This window comes from Mesorhizobium monacense (genome assembly GCF_056781675.1).
In genome coordinates this window covers 2,823,532-2,838,348 of the sequence record NZ_CM165567.1, presented here as the reverse complement: position 1 = coordinate 2,838,348, position 14,817 = coordinate 2,823,532, and the positions used below count along the sequence as shown (strand labels likewise).

Genomic DNA, 14,817 nt, shown 5'->3' with positions numbered 1-14,817 from the left:
CATTTGTGTGCTATGCTGGATCGCACGGCGATTTGTATTGCGGCTGCGAACAATGGGGTGAAGGGGGGCCATGGTCATCGCGCGAACCGAGAAACTCAACCGCAGGCTGTCAGCGATCCTCTACGCAGACGTCCACGGCTACAGCCGCCTGGTGGATAATGACGAGGAGGGGACGGTCGTCCGTTTGATACGCTCTCAGAGTCTCATCAGCAGCCTCGTCGGCGACTATGGCGGGTCGGTTGTCGATATCGCGGGCGACGGACTGGTCGCCCTGTTTCCAAGCGCGACCGTAGCCCTAGATTTTGCCGTCGAAATGCAGCGGGAGATGTCGAACGCCGCGGTGTGGTCGGGTGGCCAGGAGCCTATCGCCTACCGGATCGGCATCACCATAGGCGACGCGATCGTCGGCGACAGTGGCGTCTACGGTCATGGCATCAACATGGCCGCACGCATTCAGGCGCTGGCGTCGCCTGGCGGCATATGTATTACCGAATCGGTTCACCAGTTCGTGCGCAATGAGCCGGAATGCTCGTTCCGGTCGCTCGGAAAGCAGAAGCTGAAGAACATAGCTGACGAGGTCGAAGTCCTAGCCGTAGACTTCGGTCGGACTCATGCCGAGCCCAAAGTGTCGGCGCTGCCGTTTGCCCCGGCACCCCAGCGTTCCGTCCCGGACAGTTCGCTCGCCGTCCTGCCGTTCGAGAACGTCTCGGGCGATCCTGCAGACCTCCATCTGTGCCAGGGCGTTGTTGCGGACTTGATTTCCGATCTGTGCCGCTTCCGCAACCTGATGGTGATTGCTCGTCATTCGACCTTTGCAGCGACCGCCCAGACGCGGTCGCTGCGCGAGATCGCCAATAAACTCGGCGTTCGATACCTTCTGTCTGGACGCTTTAGGCGCGTTGGAAACAAGCTGCGGATCGCCGTCGACCTGATCGAGGCGCGGACCGAGAATACGATGTGGTCCGAACGCTACGATGGCGGGATCGAGGACATATTTGCCTTCCAGGACGACGTGACTGCTACCACAGCCTCGCGCCTGGCCGTCCAGATAGACATGGCGGAAAAGCGCCGCCTTTCGGCTCAGAACCACCCCAACGTCGATGCCTATGGACTGATCTTGCGAGGACAGGATCTTAGTTTCCGCTTCCGCCCGGAGAGCAACTGGCATGCCAGGCGACTTTATAGACAGGCGCGGGATCTCGATCCGCACTATGCGCGCAGCTATGCGGCCATGTCGCGGACGTTCAACGTTGAATGGCGTTATGCGTGGACCAACGATCCGGAAGGCGCGTTGAACGAGGCGTTAAACCTGGCGAATCTGGCCGTCCAGCATGACGACCTCGACGCACGCGGTTATTCCGAGATGGGCCTGGCCCGCCTCTACAAGAAGGAGCACGATCCAGCGATCGCCGCCTACGAACGTGCTCTGCAGCTCAATCCCAATGACGCCGACTTGCTAGCCGAGATGGGTGACTGCCTTGTCTACGTTCGTCAAGCGGAGCGGTCTGTGGGGCTGCTTGAGAAGGCGATGCGGCTCAACCCTTATTATCCGGATTCCTATCTCTGGTATCTCGGCGATGCCTATTTTCAGCTCGGCGAATATGAAAAAACGATAGAGACGTTGCAAAAGATGCGGGACGACTCCGAGGGCCATCGGCTTATGGCAGCGAGCTATGCCTATCTCGGGAACGCACGGGATGCGGACAGGCATGCCCAAGCGCTATTGGAGGTGCACCCAAACTTCACAACCGCGCAGTGGCGCAAGGTTCCTCCGCACAAGTATCCGGAGGACACTGAACTACTTATCGAAGGCCTGCGCAAAGCCGGGTTAAGGTAGCACCGTCACACAGCCCCGGAGAAGGTCACCGGTGGCACCGATCGAAGCGTCGCTGCCTTCGCAGGGCTCGTCATTCCGAGGCTGCGAATGGCGCCTAGGCGCGACTGTCGAACGGCGTTGAGGTTCCCTCCAAGCGCTGTAACAATTCGTGAAGTCAGCCGACCGACCGACAGCTATACCGTCAAAGATGTCGAGCCTGCTCACCCTACCCAAGCTGCTGAATTCCTCACCGTCACTCCCAAGCACTTGCTTGAATTGACGAACGAGGGCGCCTTACGCTGGGTCAACATTGGCCTTGCCGGTAAAAGGCCAACTCGGCGTTACCGGCACGACGATCTCGCTGACTTCATTGAAAAACGGAGCCAAAAGGCATGCCGGTATACCGAAAACACGGCAAACCAGAATACACCTATGACTTCAAGCTTCGCGGTCGTCGATTTTCCGGCCCCACGGGCACGAGCAACAAGCGCCAGGCGGAACGCATCCTGGAGCAGAAGCGACAGGAAGCTCTAAGCAACCTCAAGACGGCTGCCAGCTTCACTGCCGAAGGGCCCATGACGCTCGAGATAGCTGCATCCCGCTTTTGGCTGGAGGTGGGCCAGCACCTCGCAAACTCGGGCAACTATTACCGCTTTATTGGCTGGATTCTCGACTATTTTGGAAAGCACATCACGCTCGACCAAATCACGGATTCGATGATCGCTGCGATGGTGTCACGGCGCCGTGGTGATGGCGTCAGCAACGCCACCGTCAACCGCACGGCCGCCGTGCCTCTCCGCGGGATCATGACGCGTGCAAAGAAGACCTGGAAGGTCCCGGTTGGCGATATCGACTGGAGCAGACATATGCTCAAAGAGCCGAAGGAGCGCGTCCGTGAAACCAGCCAGGACGAAGAGAAGCGCCTGCTGAATGCGATGCGCGACGACTACGCACCCGCTGTTCGCTTTGCGCTGTTAACCGGATGCCGTCGAATGGAGATCGTCGATTTGACGTGGTCCCGCATCGACTTTATCGGCAGGACAATCACGGTCACGGGTAAAGGCGACAAGACGAGGATCCTCCCAATGACAGAGGCCGTGCACTGTGGGTCCTGAAGGGCCATCATCCTACTTCCGTGTTTACCTACGTTGCGCGGAGGACGAACAAGCGCCTCAAGCTCGTGCGGGGCTCGCGATACCCAATCACTATGGAAGGCTTCAAGACAGCTTGGCGACGCTACCGAGCTAAATCGGGCGTGGAGAACTTCCGGTTTCACGACACTCGTCACACGGCGGCAACGCGGACGTTACGCACCGGCAATATGAAGATCGTCCAGAGGATGTTGGGCCATGAGGACATCGCCACCACGGCGAAATACGCCCACGCGATGATCGAGGACATGCGCGTTGCCATGGAAGCAGCAAATCACACCGGAAGTCACACCAGAGCCGCAGAAGACGCTTCTACAGACTTGAAAGATAAGAAGAAATCGGCCTGAGCAACCTTGACCCCCAGTCAAGTGCGCTACCGGGCTGCGCTACACTCCGGACCGGGTCGCGATGTATCGTGATAACCCGGTGCGGGTCAACCGAATTCGGCGGCTATCCTATCGATGAAGTCGGCACTGCCGCAGCAGGTGCCGGCGCTTGTCGTAACTCTTTCTGATGCCGGTATTCGAGCGCAATCGCCCCCCAGATCAGGCCGAGCAGCAGATAGACATGGCGCCAGTGGTCGATGTCGATGAAGGTGCCGAGCCCGATATTGCCGATGAAGGCGACATAGGCGCAAAGCAGATAGGGCTGCCAGGGGCGGTCGCGCAAAAGGATGCGGAAGCCGGCGACGATGGTCCACACGGTCAGCGCCAGGAATGAGACGAAGCCCAGCCAGCCATAGTCCATCAGCAACTTCAGCCAGATATCGTGCGTGTCCTCGCCGAAGATCGTGCCGAACACCAGCGGGCCGATGCCGAACGGATGCTCCAGCGCCATCTGGAAACCGATCGCATAGCGCGCGAATCGGCCGAGGCGGGCGGTGTCGTAGCTCTGTTCCAACTGGGCGCGGCTGGAAAACATCTCCGCCACGCCCGGCAGTTGCAGGATGATGATCATCGCGATGACCAGCAGCGCAACGGCCGCGATGGTCATGACCACGACCCGCAGCCGGAACATGCCGCTGGCGCTTTGCAGGAACAGGCAGCCGGTGAGCAGTACCGCCGAGACGGCGAACATGCCCCAGGCGCCGCGCGAGAAGGAGAAGAAGATGCCGGCGGTGATGATCAGCAGCGGCACGGCCAGCAGCGGCATGCGCGCGATCGATCCCGTCAGCAGGAGATAGAGCAGGTAGATGCCGGGCAGCACCAGGAACGGGCCGAACACGTTCGGATCCTGGAAGGCGCCGGCGGCGCGGTCGTATTTGGTGAAGATCTCCGCGCCTGGGAAGGCGTGGAAATAGCCGGCGATGCCGAGCAGCGAGGTCAGCACCGCCGACACGACATAGGCGATAAAGATCAGCCTGTAGAGGCTGGGCTGGACTGCGGTCACCGAGGCGAAGAACACCGCAGTGAAGGCGAGGAACATCGAGACGGCGAGATAGAGCGGCGTGCTTGCCAAGTCCGACATCTGCGTCATCGCAATCATGCCGCCGATGTTCATCGTCACCTGCAGCACCAGCAGCGGCGTTGCCGCGCGCGAGATGCGCAGGCCGAACAGCGCCCACACCGCGATCAGCCCGACCATGAAGAGATCGTAGGGCGCCGGCTCGTCGATGACGAAACCGGACAGGAAAATGCCGAAGAAGACCGCGCTGGCCGCAATCAGCGCGATCAGCTTGGCGTTGACCGCGCCCGGCGGAAGCTCATGGGCGACGGCGCTCAATAGGCGTTTTCCGTGTTGAGCAGGCGCACCGGCGTCAGGAATAGGATCCGCAAGTCGAACAGCAGCGACCAGTTCTCGATGTAATAGAGGTCGTATTCCGTCCGCATGCGGATCTTCTCATTGGTGTCCATCTCGCCGCGCCAGCCATTGATTTGCGCCCAGCCGGTGACGCCGGGCTTGACCTTGTGGCGCGCGAAATAGCCGTCGACCACCTCATTGTAGAGAAGGTTGTGCGACTGGGCGGCGATGGCATGCGGACGCGGGCCGATCAGCGACAGCGAGCCGAACAGCGAGTTGAAGAACTGCGGCAGTTCATCGATCGATGTCTTGCGCATGAAGCGGCCGACGCGGGTGACGCGCGGATCGTTCTTCGTGACCGTCTGCTTGGCGGTCGGGTCCGACCGGTCGGTGTACATCGAACGGAACTTGTAGACCTCGATGGTCTCGTTGTTGAAGCCGTGCCGTTTCTGCTTGAACAGCACCGGCCCCTTGCTGTCGAGCTTGATGGCGATGGCCGTCACCAGCATGACCGGCGAGAAGACGATGATGCCGATGATCGAGAAGATGATGTCGAAGGCGCGCTTGGCAACCGAATCCCAGTCGTTGATCGGCTTGTCGAAAATGTCGAGCATCGGCACCGAGCCGATGTAGGAATAGGCGCGCGGGCGAAACTGCAGCGCGTTCGAATGCGCTGATAGCCGGATATCCACCGGCAGCACCCACAGCTTCTTCAACAACTGCAGCACGCGCGATTCGGCGGTCAGCGGCAGCGACACGATCAGCATGTCGATGCGGGCGATTCGGGCGAACTCGATCAGCTCGGAAATCGTGCCGAGCTTGGGGTAGCCGGCAACGATGGGCGGCGAACGCTTGTCGCCGCGGTCGTCGAAGATGCCGCAGATGCGGATGTCGTTGTAGGGCTGCTTCTCGACCGAGCGGATCAGCACCTCGGCTGCCTTGCCGCCGCCGACGATGACGGCGCGGCGTTCCATGCGCCCGTCGCGCGCCCAGCGCCGGATCAGGTTCGACATCACCAGCCTCAGGCCGAACTGCAGCAGGAAGCCGACGACGAACCAGGTGCCGAACAGGAGGCGCGAATAATCTTCCGACATCTTCATGGCGAAGGCGGTCAGTGCCATCAGCGCGAAGGCGCCGGCCCAGACCAGCAGCATGCGGCCGAAATTGGCGATCGGCCGCATCAGCGCCGATATCTGGTAGCAGTCGCAGACGTCGAGCAGCACCACCGCGAGGAACGAGGCCGAGGCGATCGCCAGCGGGTACTGCCAGGGGAGATAGGTGAAGAAGCCGACATAGTGGAAATAGAGGTAGAGGCCCGACAGGAACAGCAGCGCGAATTCGACCATGCGCAGCACGCCGCTGACCATGATCGGCGACATCGTATCGCGCCGGTACTGCGAGGCGACCTGGCGCGCGACCTCACTCATGCCGCCAGCCGTTTGGCTCGCGGCCGCACCGTCGAAATTGCGCACCGCATCCAGGGAAAAGCGGCGCGCGGGATCGATTTCGTTCATGGGATTGTCCGCAGCTTCGCTCAGGTGAATAGCAAAAGAGAGCTAAGAAACCCTTGAAACAACGGGTGGCTTTGAAGCGGTCTGCGGTCTGACTGGCGCAATCGGTGCTACCGCCGCAGCGCGGCGAAATAGGCCTTCTCGATCTCGGCGGCCATGACGTCGGCGCCGAAGCGCGCCTTCAGGTCGGCGGTCCCTGGCATCAGGTTTCTGTAGGCGCCGGGGTCGGCCAGCGCCTCGCTCACCTTGTCGCCGAGCTGGTTCGGGTCGGGGCGGATCAGGGCAGGCGACGTCTCGCCAAAGATTTCGGGGATGCCGCCGACGGCGGTGGCGATCATCGGCTTGCCGGCGGCCAGTGTCTCCAGCACGATGTAGGGCATTGCCTCCGCGCGGGACGGAACAACGACCAACCGCGCCAGCGCAAAGGCATCTCTGGCCGGCATGGGTGGCAGGAAGCGGACATGGCCGTCGAGCCCAAGCCGCTTCACCTGCGCATGGTAGCGCGGCAGGTCGTCGCCATCGCCGACCATCACGGCGCTCAAGCGACGGCCAAGCCTTGCGCCGGCCAGCACGAGCGCATCGATGAAGATATCGGGACCCTTGAGGTCGCGCATCATGCCGATATAGAGCAGGTCGGCCGCTCCCGGCGCGGTCGGCACCATCTCGAATTCGGCAGCGCGCAGGCCGTTATAGACCACCGTGTTCGGGATCGGCGGCTCGCCGACCTTCCTGCGGTAGGTCTTCCTCTCATAGTCCGAAACGAACAGCAGGCAGTCGGTGAAACGGCCCATGAAACGTTCGAGGGCGAAGAACAGCTTCCCGGTGGCCGTCGTTTCGTCATAGTGGAGGGAGCCGCCATGCGGCGAATAAAGGCGGGCTACGCGAGACCTGGATACCCGCAACAATGAGCCGAACAGACGGGCATAGGCGCCTCCCTTGGCGCCGTGCCCGTGCAGCACGTCCGGCCGCAATTCCTTGATGATCCTGTAGGTGCGCCAGGCCGAGGCGAGATCGCCCGGTCCGACATGACGCTGCATCGGCGTGCGATGGATGCCGAGCGCCAGGCTGTCCTTCATCTGCCCGAACAGGCGTTCCTCGAACTCGCCGCCGGTGGTCGAATCGCAGACAATGCCGACGGAATGACCGGCGGCGAGCTGTGCCTCGGTCAAGTCGCGCACATGCCGGAATATCCCTCCGACGGGTGAGCGAAAACAGTGGACGATCCTGAGTCGGTCCGCCACGTTGATTGTCAGAACAGGCGTTCGCGGACGTAGACGGTGTCGCCGGGCAGCAGCGGGTCCGAGGTGACCACCCGACCGGTCATCACCTTGCCGTTGATGTCGCGGGTGATGTCGACGCTCTCCTGGTTGGCGCGCGGCGTGAAGCCGCCGGCAATGGCGATGGCCTTCTGCACGGTGAGGCCCGGCACATAGGAATATTGGCCGGCGGCGCCCACTTCGCCCATGACGAAGATCGGCCGGTAGCGATCGATCTCGACCGATACGTCGGGATCGCGCAAATAACCTTGCCGCAGTTTGTCGGCGATCTCTTTCTCCAGCTGCTGGGCCGTGTGGCCGCGTGCCGGCACCGAGCCGACCAGAGGGAAGGAGAGGTAGCCGGACTGGTCGACGCTGTAGGTGTTGGTCAGTCCGTCCTGCTCGAACACGGTGACGCGGACACGGTCGCCGGCGCCGAGTCGGTAGGGCTGGTCGAGCACTTCATGGAAAGCCGCCGGCGTTGGCCGGTAGCTGGAGCAGCCGGCAAGCATCGATACGGCAAGCAGAGCACGAAAGAGGGAAGCAGTGCTTTTCATGACCGGATACGAACCTTCATCGCTCTGGCCGCCAGGTGCTGCGGCAAACCCCAGGGAACGGCCCCGTTATCATCCTGTTAGGGTTAATGGCCGGTAAAGGACTGCAACCCAAAGCGGCGGCAAATGGCAAAAGCCATACTGTTTTATATGGTTTTACAGCCTCTGTTTGCGGCGGCGCAGTAAACACTAACGGTTGCTTACCTCGATCTTAACGGCTGAGTTACCATAGTTGTTTACGGTGCGGCGGACTCAAGTACCGGAGCAGAAATGCATGTCCGTCCAGTCCGCGGCCGCAGATGTCGATGTCGATCTCAGGCAGCTCTTCGCCAGCCTGGCGAGGCACTGGTTGCGCATCCTTGTCATAGCACTTGCCGTCACCGGCCTGGCGTTCGCATTCGCTTCGCTCGCCACGCCGCATTACAAGGCGCAGACGAAACTGCTGATCGAAACGCGCGAATTGGTCTTCACCAGGCCTGATGGCACCGCCGACAACGACAAGCCGATTTTGGACGAGGAGGGCGTTGCCAGCCAGGTCGAGGTCATTTCCTCGACCGACATCCTCAAGCAGGTGGCTTCCAAGCTCAACCTGTCGCGGCTGCCCGAGTTTGATGAAGCGGCCAACATGTCGCCGCTCGGCCGGTTGCTCGTCATCGTCGGCCTGAAAAGCGATCCCAACGAGATTGCGCCGGAAGAGCGCGTGCTGAAAAAGATGCGCGAGAAGCTCAACGTCTACAGCGTTGAAAAATCACGCGTTATCGTCATCGAGTTCTCGTCGGAGGATCCCAGGCTCGCCGCCGATATCCCGAACGCCATCGCCGACACCTACATATCCGTCCAGGGCAACGCCAAACAAGAATCGAACGCGGCCGCCACCGACTGGCTGGCGCCCGAGATTGCCGACCTGTCGAAGCTCGTCAAGGATGCCGAGGCCAAGGTCGCCGACTTCCGTGCCCAGTCCGACCTGCTGATGGGCGGCAACAATTCGGTCCTGCCCACCCAGCAGCTTTCCGAACTGTCGAGTGAACTGTCGAAGGTGCGCGCCAACCGCGCTGCCGCGGAGGCGACCGCCGACGGCGTGCGCAAGGCGCTGCAGAATGGCGGCTCGCTCGATGCCGTGCCGGAAGTGCTGTCGTCGGATCTGATCCAGCGCTTGCGCGAGCGGCAGGTCGAGCTCAGGACCAACATCGCCGACCTCTCCACCACTCTGCTCGGCAACCATCCGCGCATCCGGGCGCTGAAGTCGCAGCTTGCGGATATGGACGGGCAGATCCGCAACGAAGCGGAAAAGATCATGAAGGGGCTGATGACGCAGGCGCAGACGGCGCAGGCGCGGGAAAACCAGCTCGTCGCCGACGTCAACACGATGAAGGCCGCATCGGCCCGCGCCGGCGAGCAGCAGGTCGAACTGGACGCGTTGCAGCGCGACGCGAACGCCCAGCGCCAATTGCTTGAATCCTATATGACCCGCTACCGCGAGGCCTCCTCGCGCAACGACCGCAACTACCTGCCCGTCGACGCCCGTGTCTTTTCCCGCGCCGTTGTGCCATCGGAACCCTATTTCCCTAAGATCGTGCCGATCGTCAGCGCAGCCTTCGTCGGTGCGTTGCTGCTAATGGCGATCGCGACGCTGTTGGGCGAACTGTTTTCGGGCCGTGCCATGCGTCCGGCCACCGGCGCCCGGTTCGGGCGAATCGAACAGGTAGCGATGCCGATTGCCCGGCAGGAGCCTTTGGCTGCCGAGACGAGGGCTGTGGTGCCCGCGGCGGAACAATCGCAAGCCGAACCGGACACCGCGACAGTAGCGGATGCGCCGGCGGAGGAGGCCGAACCGGCTCGCTCGACGCTCGGCGAGGTCGACGTCGACAAGGCGGCTGAAAAACTGATCGCATCGGGTGCGGCGCGCGCCATATTCGTTTCGCCGGAAGGCGACGAGGCGGCCGCCTCGGCGGTGCTGGTGGCACGCGAGGTTTCCGACGCCGGCCTGCGCGTGCTGCTCCTCGATCTCACCGCTTCGGGTGCTGCCTCGCGGCCGATGCTGGACAGCGGGCTTTTCCCGGGGATCACCGACCTGCTGGCCTCCGAGGCGCAGTTCAGCGACGTCATCCACGCCGACCTTTATTCCGACTGCCACGTCATTCCCGTTGGTACCGCCGATCCGGCGCGCGCCATGCGGGCAGCTGACCGGCTGCCGATCATCATGCAATCGCTGACCACCGCCTACGACCTCGTCGTGGTCGAATGCGGCCCCGCCGACGCGCAAGGCATCGGCAGGTTGGTCGGCGAGGCCACGGAAGTCTTCCTCTCGATGCTCGAGGCGGACGACGAGGTGACCCAGGCGGCGATCAAGCTGATCGAGAACGGCTATCCCGAACTGACGCTGGTGACGCCGATCGGCCACGAGACGCCGGGTAACCCGGTGCCAGGACGGCGCAGCGCCGCCTGAGGTGGAATCAGTCCGCGCAACGGTGCAGGATTTTCGCCGCTAGATCGGGTGAGGGCAGTTCGTCAGCGGTCGTCGTCGCCGGTGGCGGCAGGCGCCGCCTGTCCGGCGGCCTTGCGGCGGAGCTTCTTGGTCAGCTTCCAGACGAGTGGACTGTTCTTGATGAAGGCCTTCGCCCGAGCGCCCTGCCGCATCACGACCGCCAGCGCGCGGCCCTTCAGCGTCAACGGCAAAAGAACCTCGAAATGCTGGGTTTCGATATCGCACCACAGCCTTTTGTAGGGCTCGTCGCCGACCGAGAAATCATAGAGGCCGAAGCCGGTCTCGCAGGCTTCCTGGATGTTGTCGAAAAACAGGAATTCGCCGGGGCTGGAGTTGGCGAGGTCGTCCTCGGCGATCGCCCCGAACTCGCAGATCAGCCGCTTGCCCGAGCGGCTCGATCCGGTGACCGCGCGCAGCTTGCCGGCGACCTCGAGCCCATGCAGCATGAAGGATGGCTTTTCCTCCGTCAGCGCCTCGCTGAACAAGGCGCGGAAGAAAGCGCGAACCTCCGGCTCGCCGAAGACATTGGCGATGCCCATCTTGCGGAAGCGGAATTCCTTCATCTCGAAGAAGGCGTCGAGCAGCCGGTTCACCTCTTGCGCCGTCTTCGCCTCGATGCGGCGGTGGCTGCCGACCACCTCGAACTTGCGCGTCTGCGAGCGGTGCTTCTTGCGCTTGCGCTTGCCGCTCGCGCGCGACAGCAGCGCATCGAAGCCACCGTCGAGATCGACAGCGAGCGACAGGTTCGGGCTCGGAAAACCGGGCAGCGCCGCGAACGGGTTGGCGACGCCGTAGAGGTCAGGCAGCAGCCGCTCCAGCGCGATGAGGTCGATGTCCGGCCGCGCCTTGGCGATGGCCGTCACCATCGTGCGAATGGCCGAAGCGTCGGCCCTCGGCAGCCAGTCCGGCGCGGCGACGGCGAAATTGCCGTTGGCATGGCGGTCGCCGATGAAGCGGGCGACACGAAATGGTCCACGGCGGGCAGTTTCGAGGGCCAGCGAAAGCACCGGCGCGCCTTGAGCGCTCAGCGTCGCCACGACAATGTCGGTGTGAACCTCGTTCGCCCAGTTGCGGATCCAGGTGGCGCTTTGCGCCGGCGCAAACAGTGCTGAGCCGCAGAATTCCGCGTAGGAGGCAAGTGCCTTGCCGTCGGCCACCGCGACCGACAGGCTGGCCTGATTGTCCGGCAACGCGCGCGGCGATGCCGTGCTCGCGGCGAGCCGATTGCCGTCAAATGACGCGGTGGCGTCAACCATACCTCAATCCTTAAGGCGTATTCATCCCGATTGGGGTACGCGTAGGCGCATTCCGTGCTTGGATGAGCCTAGGCGCAAAAGGTGAAGGAATGATCGACGGGGGCGAGGCAATCCGGAAACTGGCGCTCAACGTCGCCCGCTACACCGGCCTGGCACCGCTGGCAAAGCCGTTTGTCGGCGGCATCGGCGCCATCCTGATGCTGCACCGGGTCACCGCGACGCCGGAGAAGCCCGATGGCGTCAACCGGCATCTCAACATCGCCCCCGGCTTCCTCGACGCCGTCATCGCGGACATGAAGGCCGACGGTTACGCCTTCGTCTCGCTCGACGAAGCGATCGAGCGCATCAAGGCCGGCGGCAAGGGCGGCCAGTTCGCGACCATCACCGCCGACGACGCCTATCGCGACAACATGACCGAGGCGCTGCCGGTGCTGGAAAAGCACGGCGCGCCGATCACCATCTATGTCGCGCCGGGGCTGATCGACGGCGCCGCCGACCTGTGGTGGGACGTGGTCGAGGATATCGTCAATGCGCGCGATCGGCTGACGCTGGCGACGCCGGATGGCCCGGTGACGATCGACTGTTCGACGCGAGGAAAGAAGCTGCAGGCCAACAACCGCCTGCATACCTGGCTGACGCTGGAGGTCCGCGAGGAGGACCTGCGCGCGGCGCTGCACGAATTCGCGCGCATGAACGGCATCAGGCTGGACGGCCAGCAACCGAGCACGCTCATGAACTGGGACGAGATCCGCACCATGGCCGCTCATCCGCTGGTGACCATCGGCGCCCATACCATCAACCACGTCAACCTGAAGCGGCTTTCGGAGGCCGATGCGCGCCGCGAAATCGGCGACGTCAGGCGAATCCTGCAGACGCGACTGGGCGAGGAGCCGCGCCATCTCGCCTATCCCTATGGCTATGCCAGCGCCGTCGGCTGCCGCGAGGTTGGCTTTGCCCGCGATGCCGGCTATGTCTCGGCGGTGACGACGCGCCATGGCGTGCTGCGTGCCGAGCATTCCGGCTTCCTGCTCGCGCTGCCGCGCATTTCAGTCAACGGCCGCTACCAGAGCGTGGCCCATATCCGCACCATGCTGTCGGGCGTGACGACGCCGCTGGCCAATGCCGGCAAGATGGTCGTCACCATCTGAGGCGACAGCCCTTCGGAACCGGACGGCCCCGAGACGTCAGCATTTGTGGAAGTTAGCGCGTCAGCCCTTCGGCCGCGGCTCCAGGATCAGCCATTTGATGATGCCCATCGCCGGCAGCACCCAGAGCAGGCCGCTGAACAGGAAGAACAGGAAATGCACGAGAGGGCCCGACTCCGACAGTTGGGCGACCGCCACGATCGACGCCACCAGCGCATAGATGATGACCAGCGCCACCAGCAGGAAGGTTCCGATCAGCTTTTTCAGGCGAATGGGCATTTCGCGCTCTCGTTGACCGCAATCGCTTAGGACGATTGAGGGATGCGCGCAACCTTGCAGACCTGGCGCGACGGCGTGCCGCGCCGCCCTGTCTTGCCAGCAAGCATGCTATGGTTCACCAATCCGCGACTTCAACCGGGACGAGCCCATGGCTGCCATAACCGCTGCGGCACCTTACGCCACCCGCGACCGCGACCTGCACAACCGGGCACTGGTGCGCGGCTGGCTCTATGTCGTGCTGCTGGTGCTGTTTGCGCTGGTGCTGGTCGGCGGTGCCACCAGGCTCACCGAGTCCGGCCTGTCGATCACCGAATGGCAGCCGATCCACGGCGTCATCCCGCCGCTCAACGACGCCGAGTGGCAGGAAGAATTCCAGCGCTACCAGCAGATCCCGCAATACACTGAGCTCAACAAGGGCATGAGCATCGAGGCGTTCAAGTCGATCTTCTGGTGGGAATGGGTGCATCGCATCCTGGCGCGCAGCGTCGGTGTGGTCTTTGCCTTGCCGCTGCTGTTCTTCTGGGCGACACGCCGCATCGAGAGTGGCCTGGGGCCGAAGCTGGTCGGCATTCTGCTGCTTGGCGGGCTGCAGGGTGCGATCGGCTGGTGGATGGTGGCGTCCGGTCTGGTCGACCGCGTCTCGGTCAGCCAGTACCGGCTGGCGACGCATCTGACGCTGGCGGCACTGATCTTCACCGCTACCATGGTGGTCGCGCGCGGGCTCGCTCCCCATTCCGAACCGGCCGCCGACCGTTCGACGCAACGGCTGGCCGGCGTCATCGTGCTGCTGGCGCTGGTGCAGATCTATCTCGGCGGGCTGGTCGCCGGGCTTGACGCCGGCCTCAGCTACAACACCTGGCCGCTGATGGACGGCAAGGTGATCCCCGGCGATCTCTTGCTGCTCGAGCCGGCCTGGCGCAATTTCTTCGAGAACCCGAAGACGGTGCAGTTCGTCCACCGGCTCGGCGCCTACACGATCTTCGCGGTCGCGCTCTGGCACATGATCGCCACGCGCATCCGCCAGCCCAGCACGACGCATGCCCGCCGCGCGACGCTGCTGTTCCTGATTGTCCTGGTGCAGGCCTCGATGGGCGTCGGCACGCTGTTGATGCAGGTGCCGCTCCACATGGCGCTGACCCATCAGGGCTTCGCGCTGATCCTGCTGGGCTTTGCCGCCGCGCATTGGCGCGGCACCAAGGGCGCGTATCCGCTACCCACGAGATAGCCGTCGGAACCTGACGCCAGGTATCAGGTCCGAAGGTTACATCCAGAATTCGTTCGATGTGGTCTTGGTATCGCCGTCGAACTCGGCCTGACGGGCGGCAGCGGCGGACGGCGCCTGCTGGGCGGCCTTGTCGGCGGCCTTGAGCGCGGCGAGCTTGGCCTTCAGCGCGGCGATCTCCTGCGGCCTGAACCTGGTCCTGGACCGTCTTGGCCTCGTCTTCCTTGGCCTGGATCTGCTTTTCGAGCGCGGCCTCCTGCGATGCGTTGCTCAAGGAACTGGACGAAGAAATCTGCGTCGCCCGAGATGAGCCTGAAACCGCGCTGACCGTGCCCCGAACCCCTTTGTGGTTGCCGAATTCGTCTGTAGGCGATCATCGTGAACAGGCGGTTAGCGAGGCGG

The 14,817-nt window shown here is 63.1% G+C and carries 12 protein-coding genes; 6 read left to right on the top strand and 6 right to left on the bottom strand.

The features are described 5' to 3' along the window. Positions 1 to 70: 70 nt before the first annotated feature. The 3 genes from AC1RUK_RS13645 to AC1RUK_RS13635 all read left to right on the top strand — a co-directional run bounded on the left by AC1RUK_RS13645 (position 71) and on the right by AC1RUK_RS13635 (position 3,314). Positions 71 to 1,837 (top strand): tetratricopeptide repeat protein, encoded by a 1,767-nt coding sequence (locus AC1RUK_RS13645; RefSeq protein ID WP_481835200.1) that lies wholly within the window; start codon positions 71 to 73, stop codon positions 1,835 to 1,837. Positions 1,838 to 2,208: 371 nt separating this feature from the next. Further along, positions 2,209 to 2,931 carry a site-specific integrase gene (locus tag AC1RUK_RS13640; RefSeq protein ID WP_481835201.1) on the top strand — a complete coding sequence of 241 codons (723 nt, stop codon included), beginning with the start codon at positions 2,209 to 2,211 and terminating at the stop codon, positions 2,929 to 2,931. 92 nt (positions 2,932 to 3,023) lie between these two features. Further along, the gene (locus AC1RUK_RS13635; protein WP_481835202.1) at positions 3,024 to 3,314 is read left to right on the top strand and encodes a tyrosine-type recombinase/integrase; all 291 of its coding nucleotides are present in this window, start codon (positions 3,024 to 3,026) and stop codon (positions 3,312 to 3,314) included. 103 nt (positions 3,315 to 3,417) lie between these two features. Here the strand turns inward: AC1RUK_RS13635 and AC1RUK_RS13630 are convergent, their stop codons facing one another. From AC1RUK_RS13630 to AC1RUK_RS13615, 4 genes are all read right to left on the bottom strand, one after another. Further along, entirely contained in the window at positions 3,418 to 4,689 is a 1,272-nt protein-coding gene (locus AC1RUK_RS13630) for an O-antigen ligase family protein (protein ID WP_481835203.1), read from the bottom strand. Beyond that, positions 4,686 to 6,221: an undecaprenyl-phosphate glucose phosphotransferase gene (locus AC1RUK_RS13625; RefSeq protein WP_481835204.1), complete on the bottom strand. Its 1,536-nt coding sequence runs from the start codon at positions 6,219 to 6,221 to the stop codon at positions 4,686 to 4,688. Before AC1RUK_RS13625 ends, AC1RUK_RS13630 begins: the two co-directional genes overlap by 4 nt. 107 nt (positions 6,222 to 6,328) lie before the next feature. After that, positions 6,329 to 7,459, bottom strand: a complete 1,131-nt coding sequence (locus tag AC1RUK_RS13620) for a glycosyltransferase (RefSeq protein ID WP_481835205.1) — start codon at positions 7,457 to 7,459, stop codon at positions 6,329 to 6,331. A gap of 8 nt (positions 7,460 to 7,467) precedes the next feature. Further along, positions 7,468 to 8,031, bottom strand: coding sequence for a polysaccharide biosynthesis/export family protein (locus AC1RUK_RS13615; RefSeq protein WP_006201875.1), 564 nt, complete (start codon positions 8,029 to 8,031; stop codon positions 7,468 to 7,470). Between the two features lie 271 nt (positions 8,032 to 8,302). On the opposite strand from AC1RUK_RS13615, the gene AC1RUK_RS13610 reads away from it, so the two are divergent. After that, a complete protein-coding gene (locus AC1RUK_RS13610; RefSeq protein WP_481840276.1) occupies positions 8,303 to 10,474 on the top strand; it encodes a GumC family protein in 2,172 nt (723 codons plus the stop codon). 62 nt (positions 10,475 to 10,536) lie between these two features. On the opposite strand, the gene AC1RUK_RS13605 is transcribed toward AC1RUK_RS13610, so the two are convergent. After that, a complete protein-coding gene (locus AC1RUK_RS13605; protein ID WP_481835207.1) occupies positions 10,537 to 11,769 on the bottom strand; it encodes a GNAT family N-acetyltransferase in 1,233 nt (410 codons plus the stop codon). Positions 11,770 to 11,858: 89 nt separating this feature from the next. On the opposite strand from AC1RUK_RS13605, the gene AC1RUK_RS13600 reads away from it, so the two are divergent. Continuing rightward, positions 11,859 to 12,917 carry a polysaccharide deacetylase family protein gene (locus AC1RUK_RS13600; protein WP_481835208.1) on the top strand — a complete coding sequence of 353 codons (1,059 nt, stop codon included), beginning with the start codon at positions 11,859 to 11,861 and terminating at the stop codon, positions 12,915 to 12,917. Positions 12,918 to 12,977: 60 nt separating this feature from the next. Here AC1RUK_RS13600 and AC1RUK_RS13595 read toward each other — a convergent pair whose 3' ends face one another. After that, positions 12,978 to 13,193 carry a DUF2842 domain-containing protein gene (locus AC1RUK_RS13595; protein ID WP_006201870.1) on the bottom strand — a complete coding sequence of 72 codons (216 nt, stop codon included), beginning with the start codon at positions 13,191 to 13,193 and terminating at the stop codon, positions 12,978 to 12,980. A gap of 148 nt (positions 13,194 to 13,341) precedes the next feature. Between AC1RUK_RS13595 and AC1RUK_RS13590 the strand changes: the two genes are divergently transcribed. Then, on the top strand, positions 13,342 to 14,418 hold the full coding sequence (locus AC1RUK_RS13590; protein ID WP_481835209.1) for a COX15/CtaA family protein: 1,077 nt from the start codon (positions 13,342 to 13,344) through the stop codon (positions 14,416 to 14,418). Positions 14,419 to 14,817: the final 399 nt, after the last annotated feature.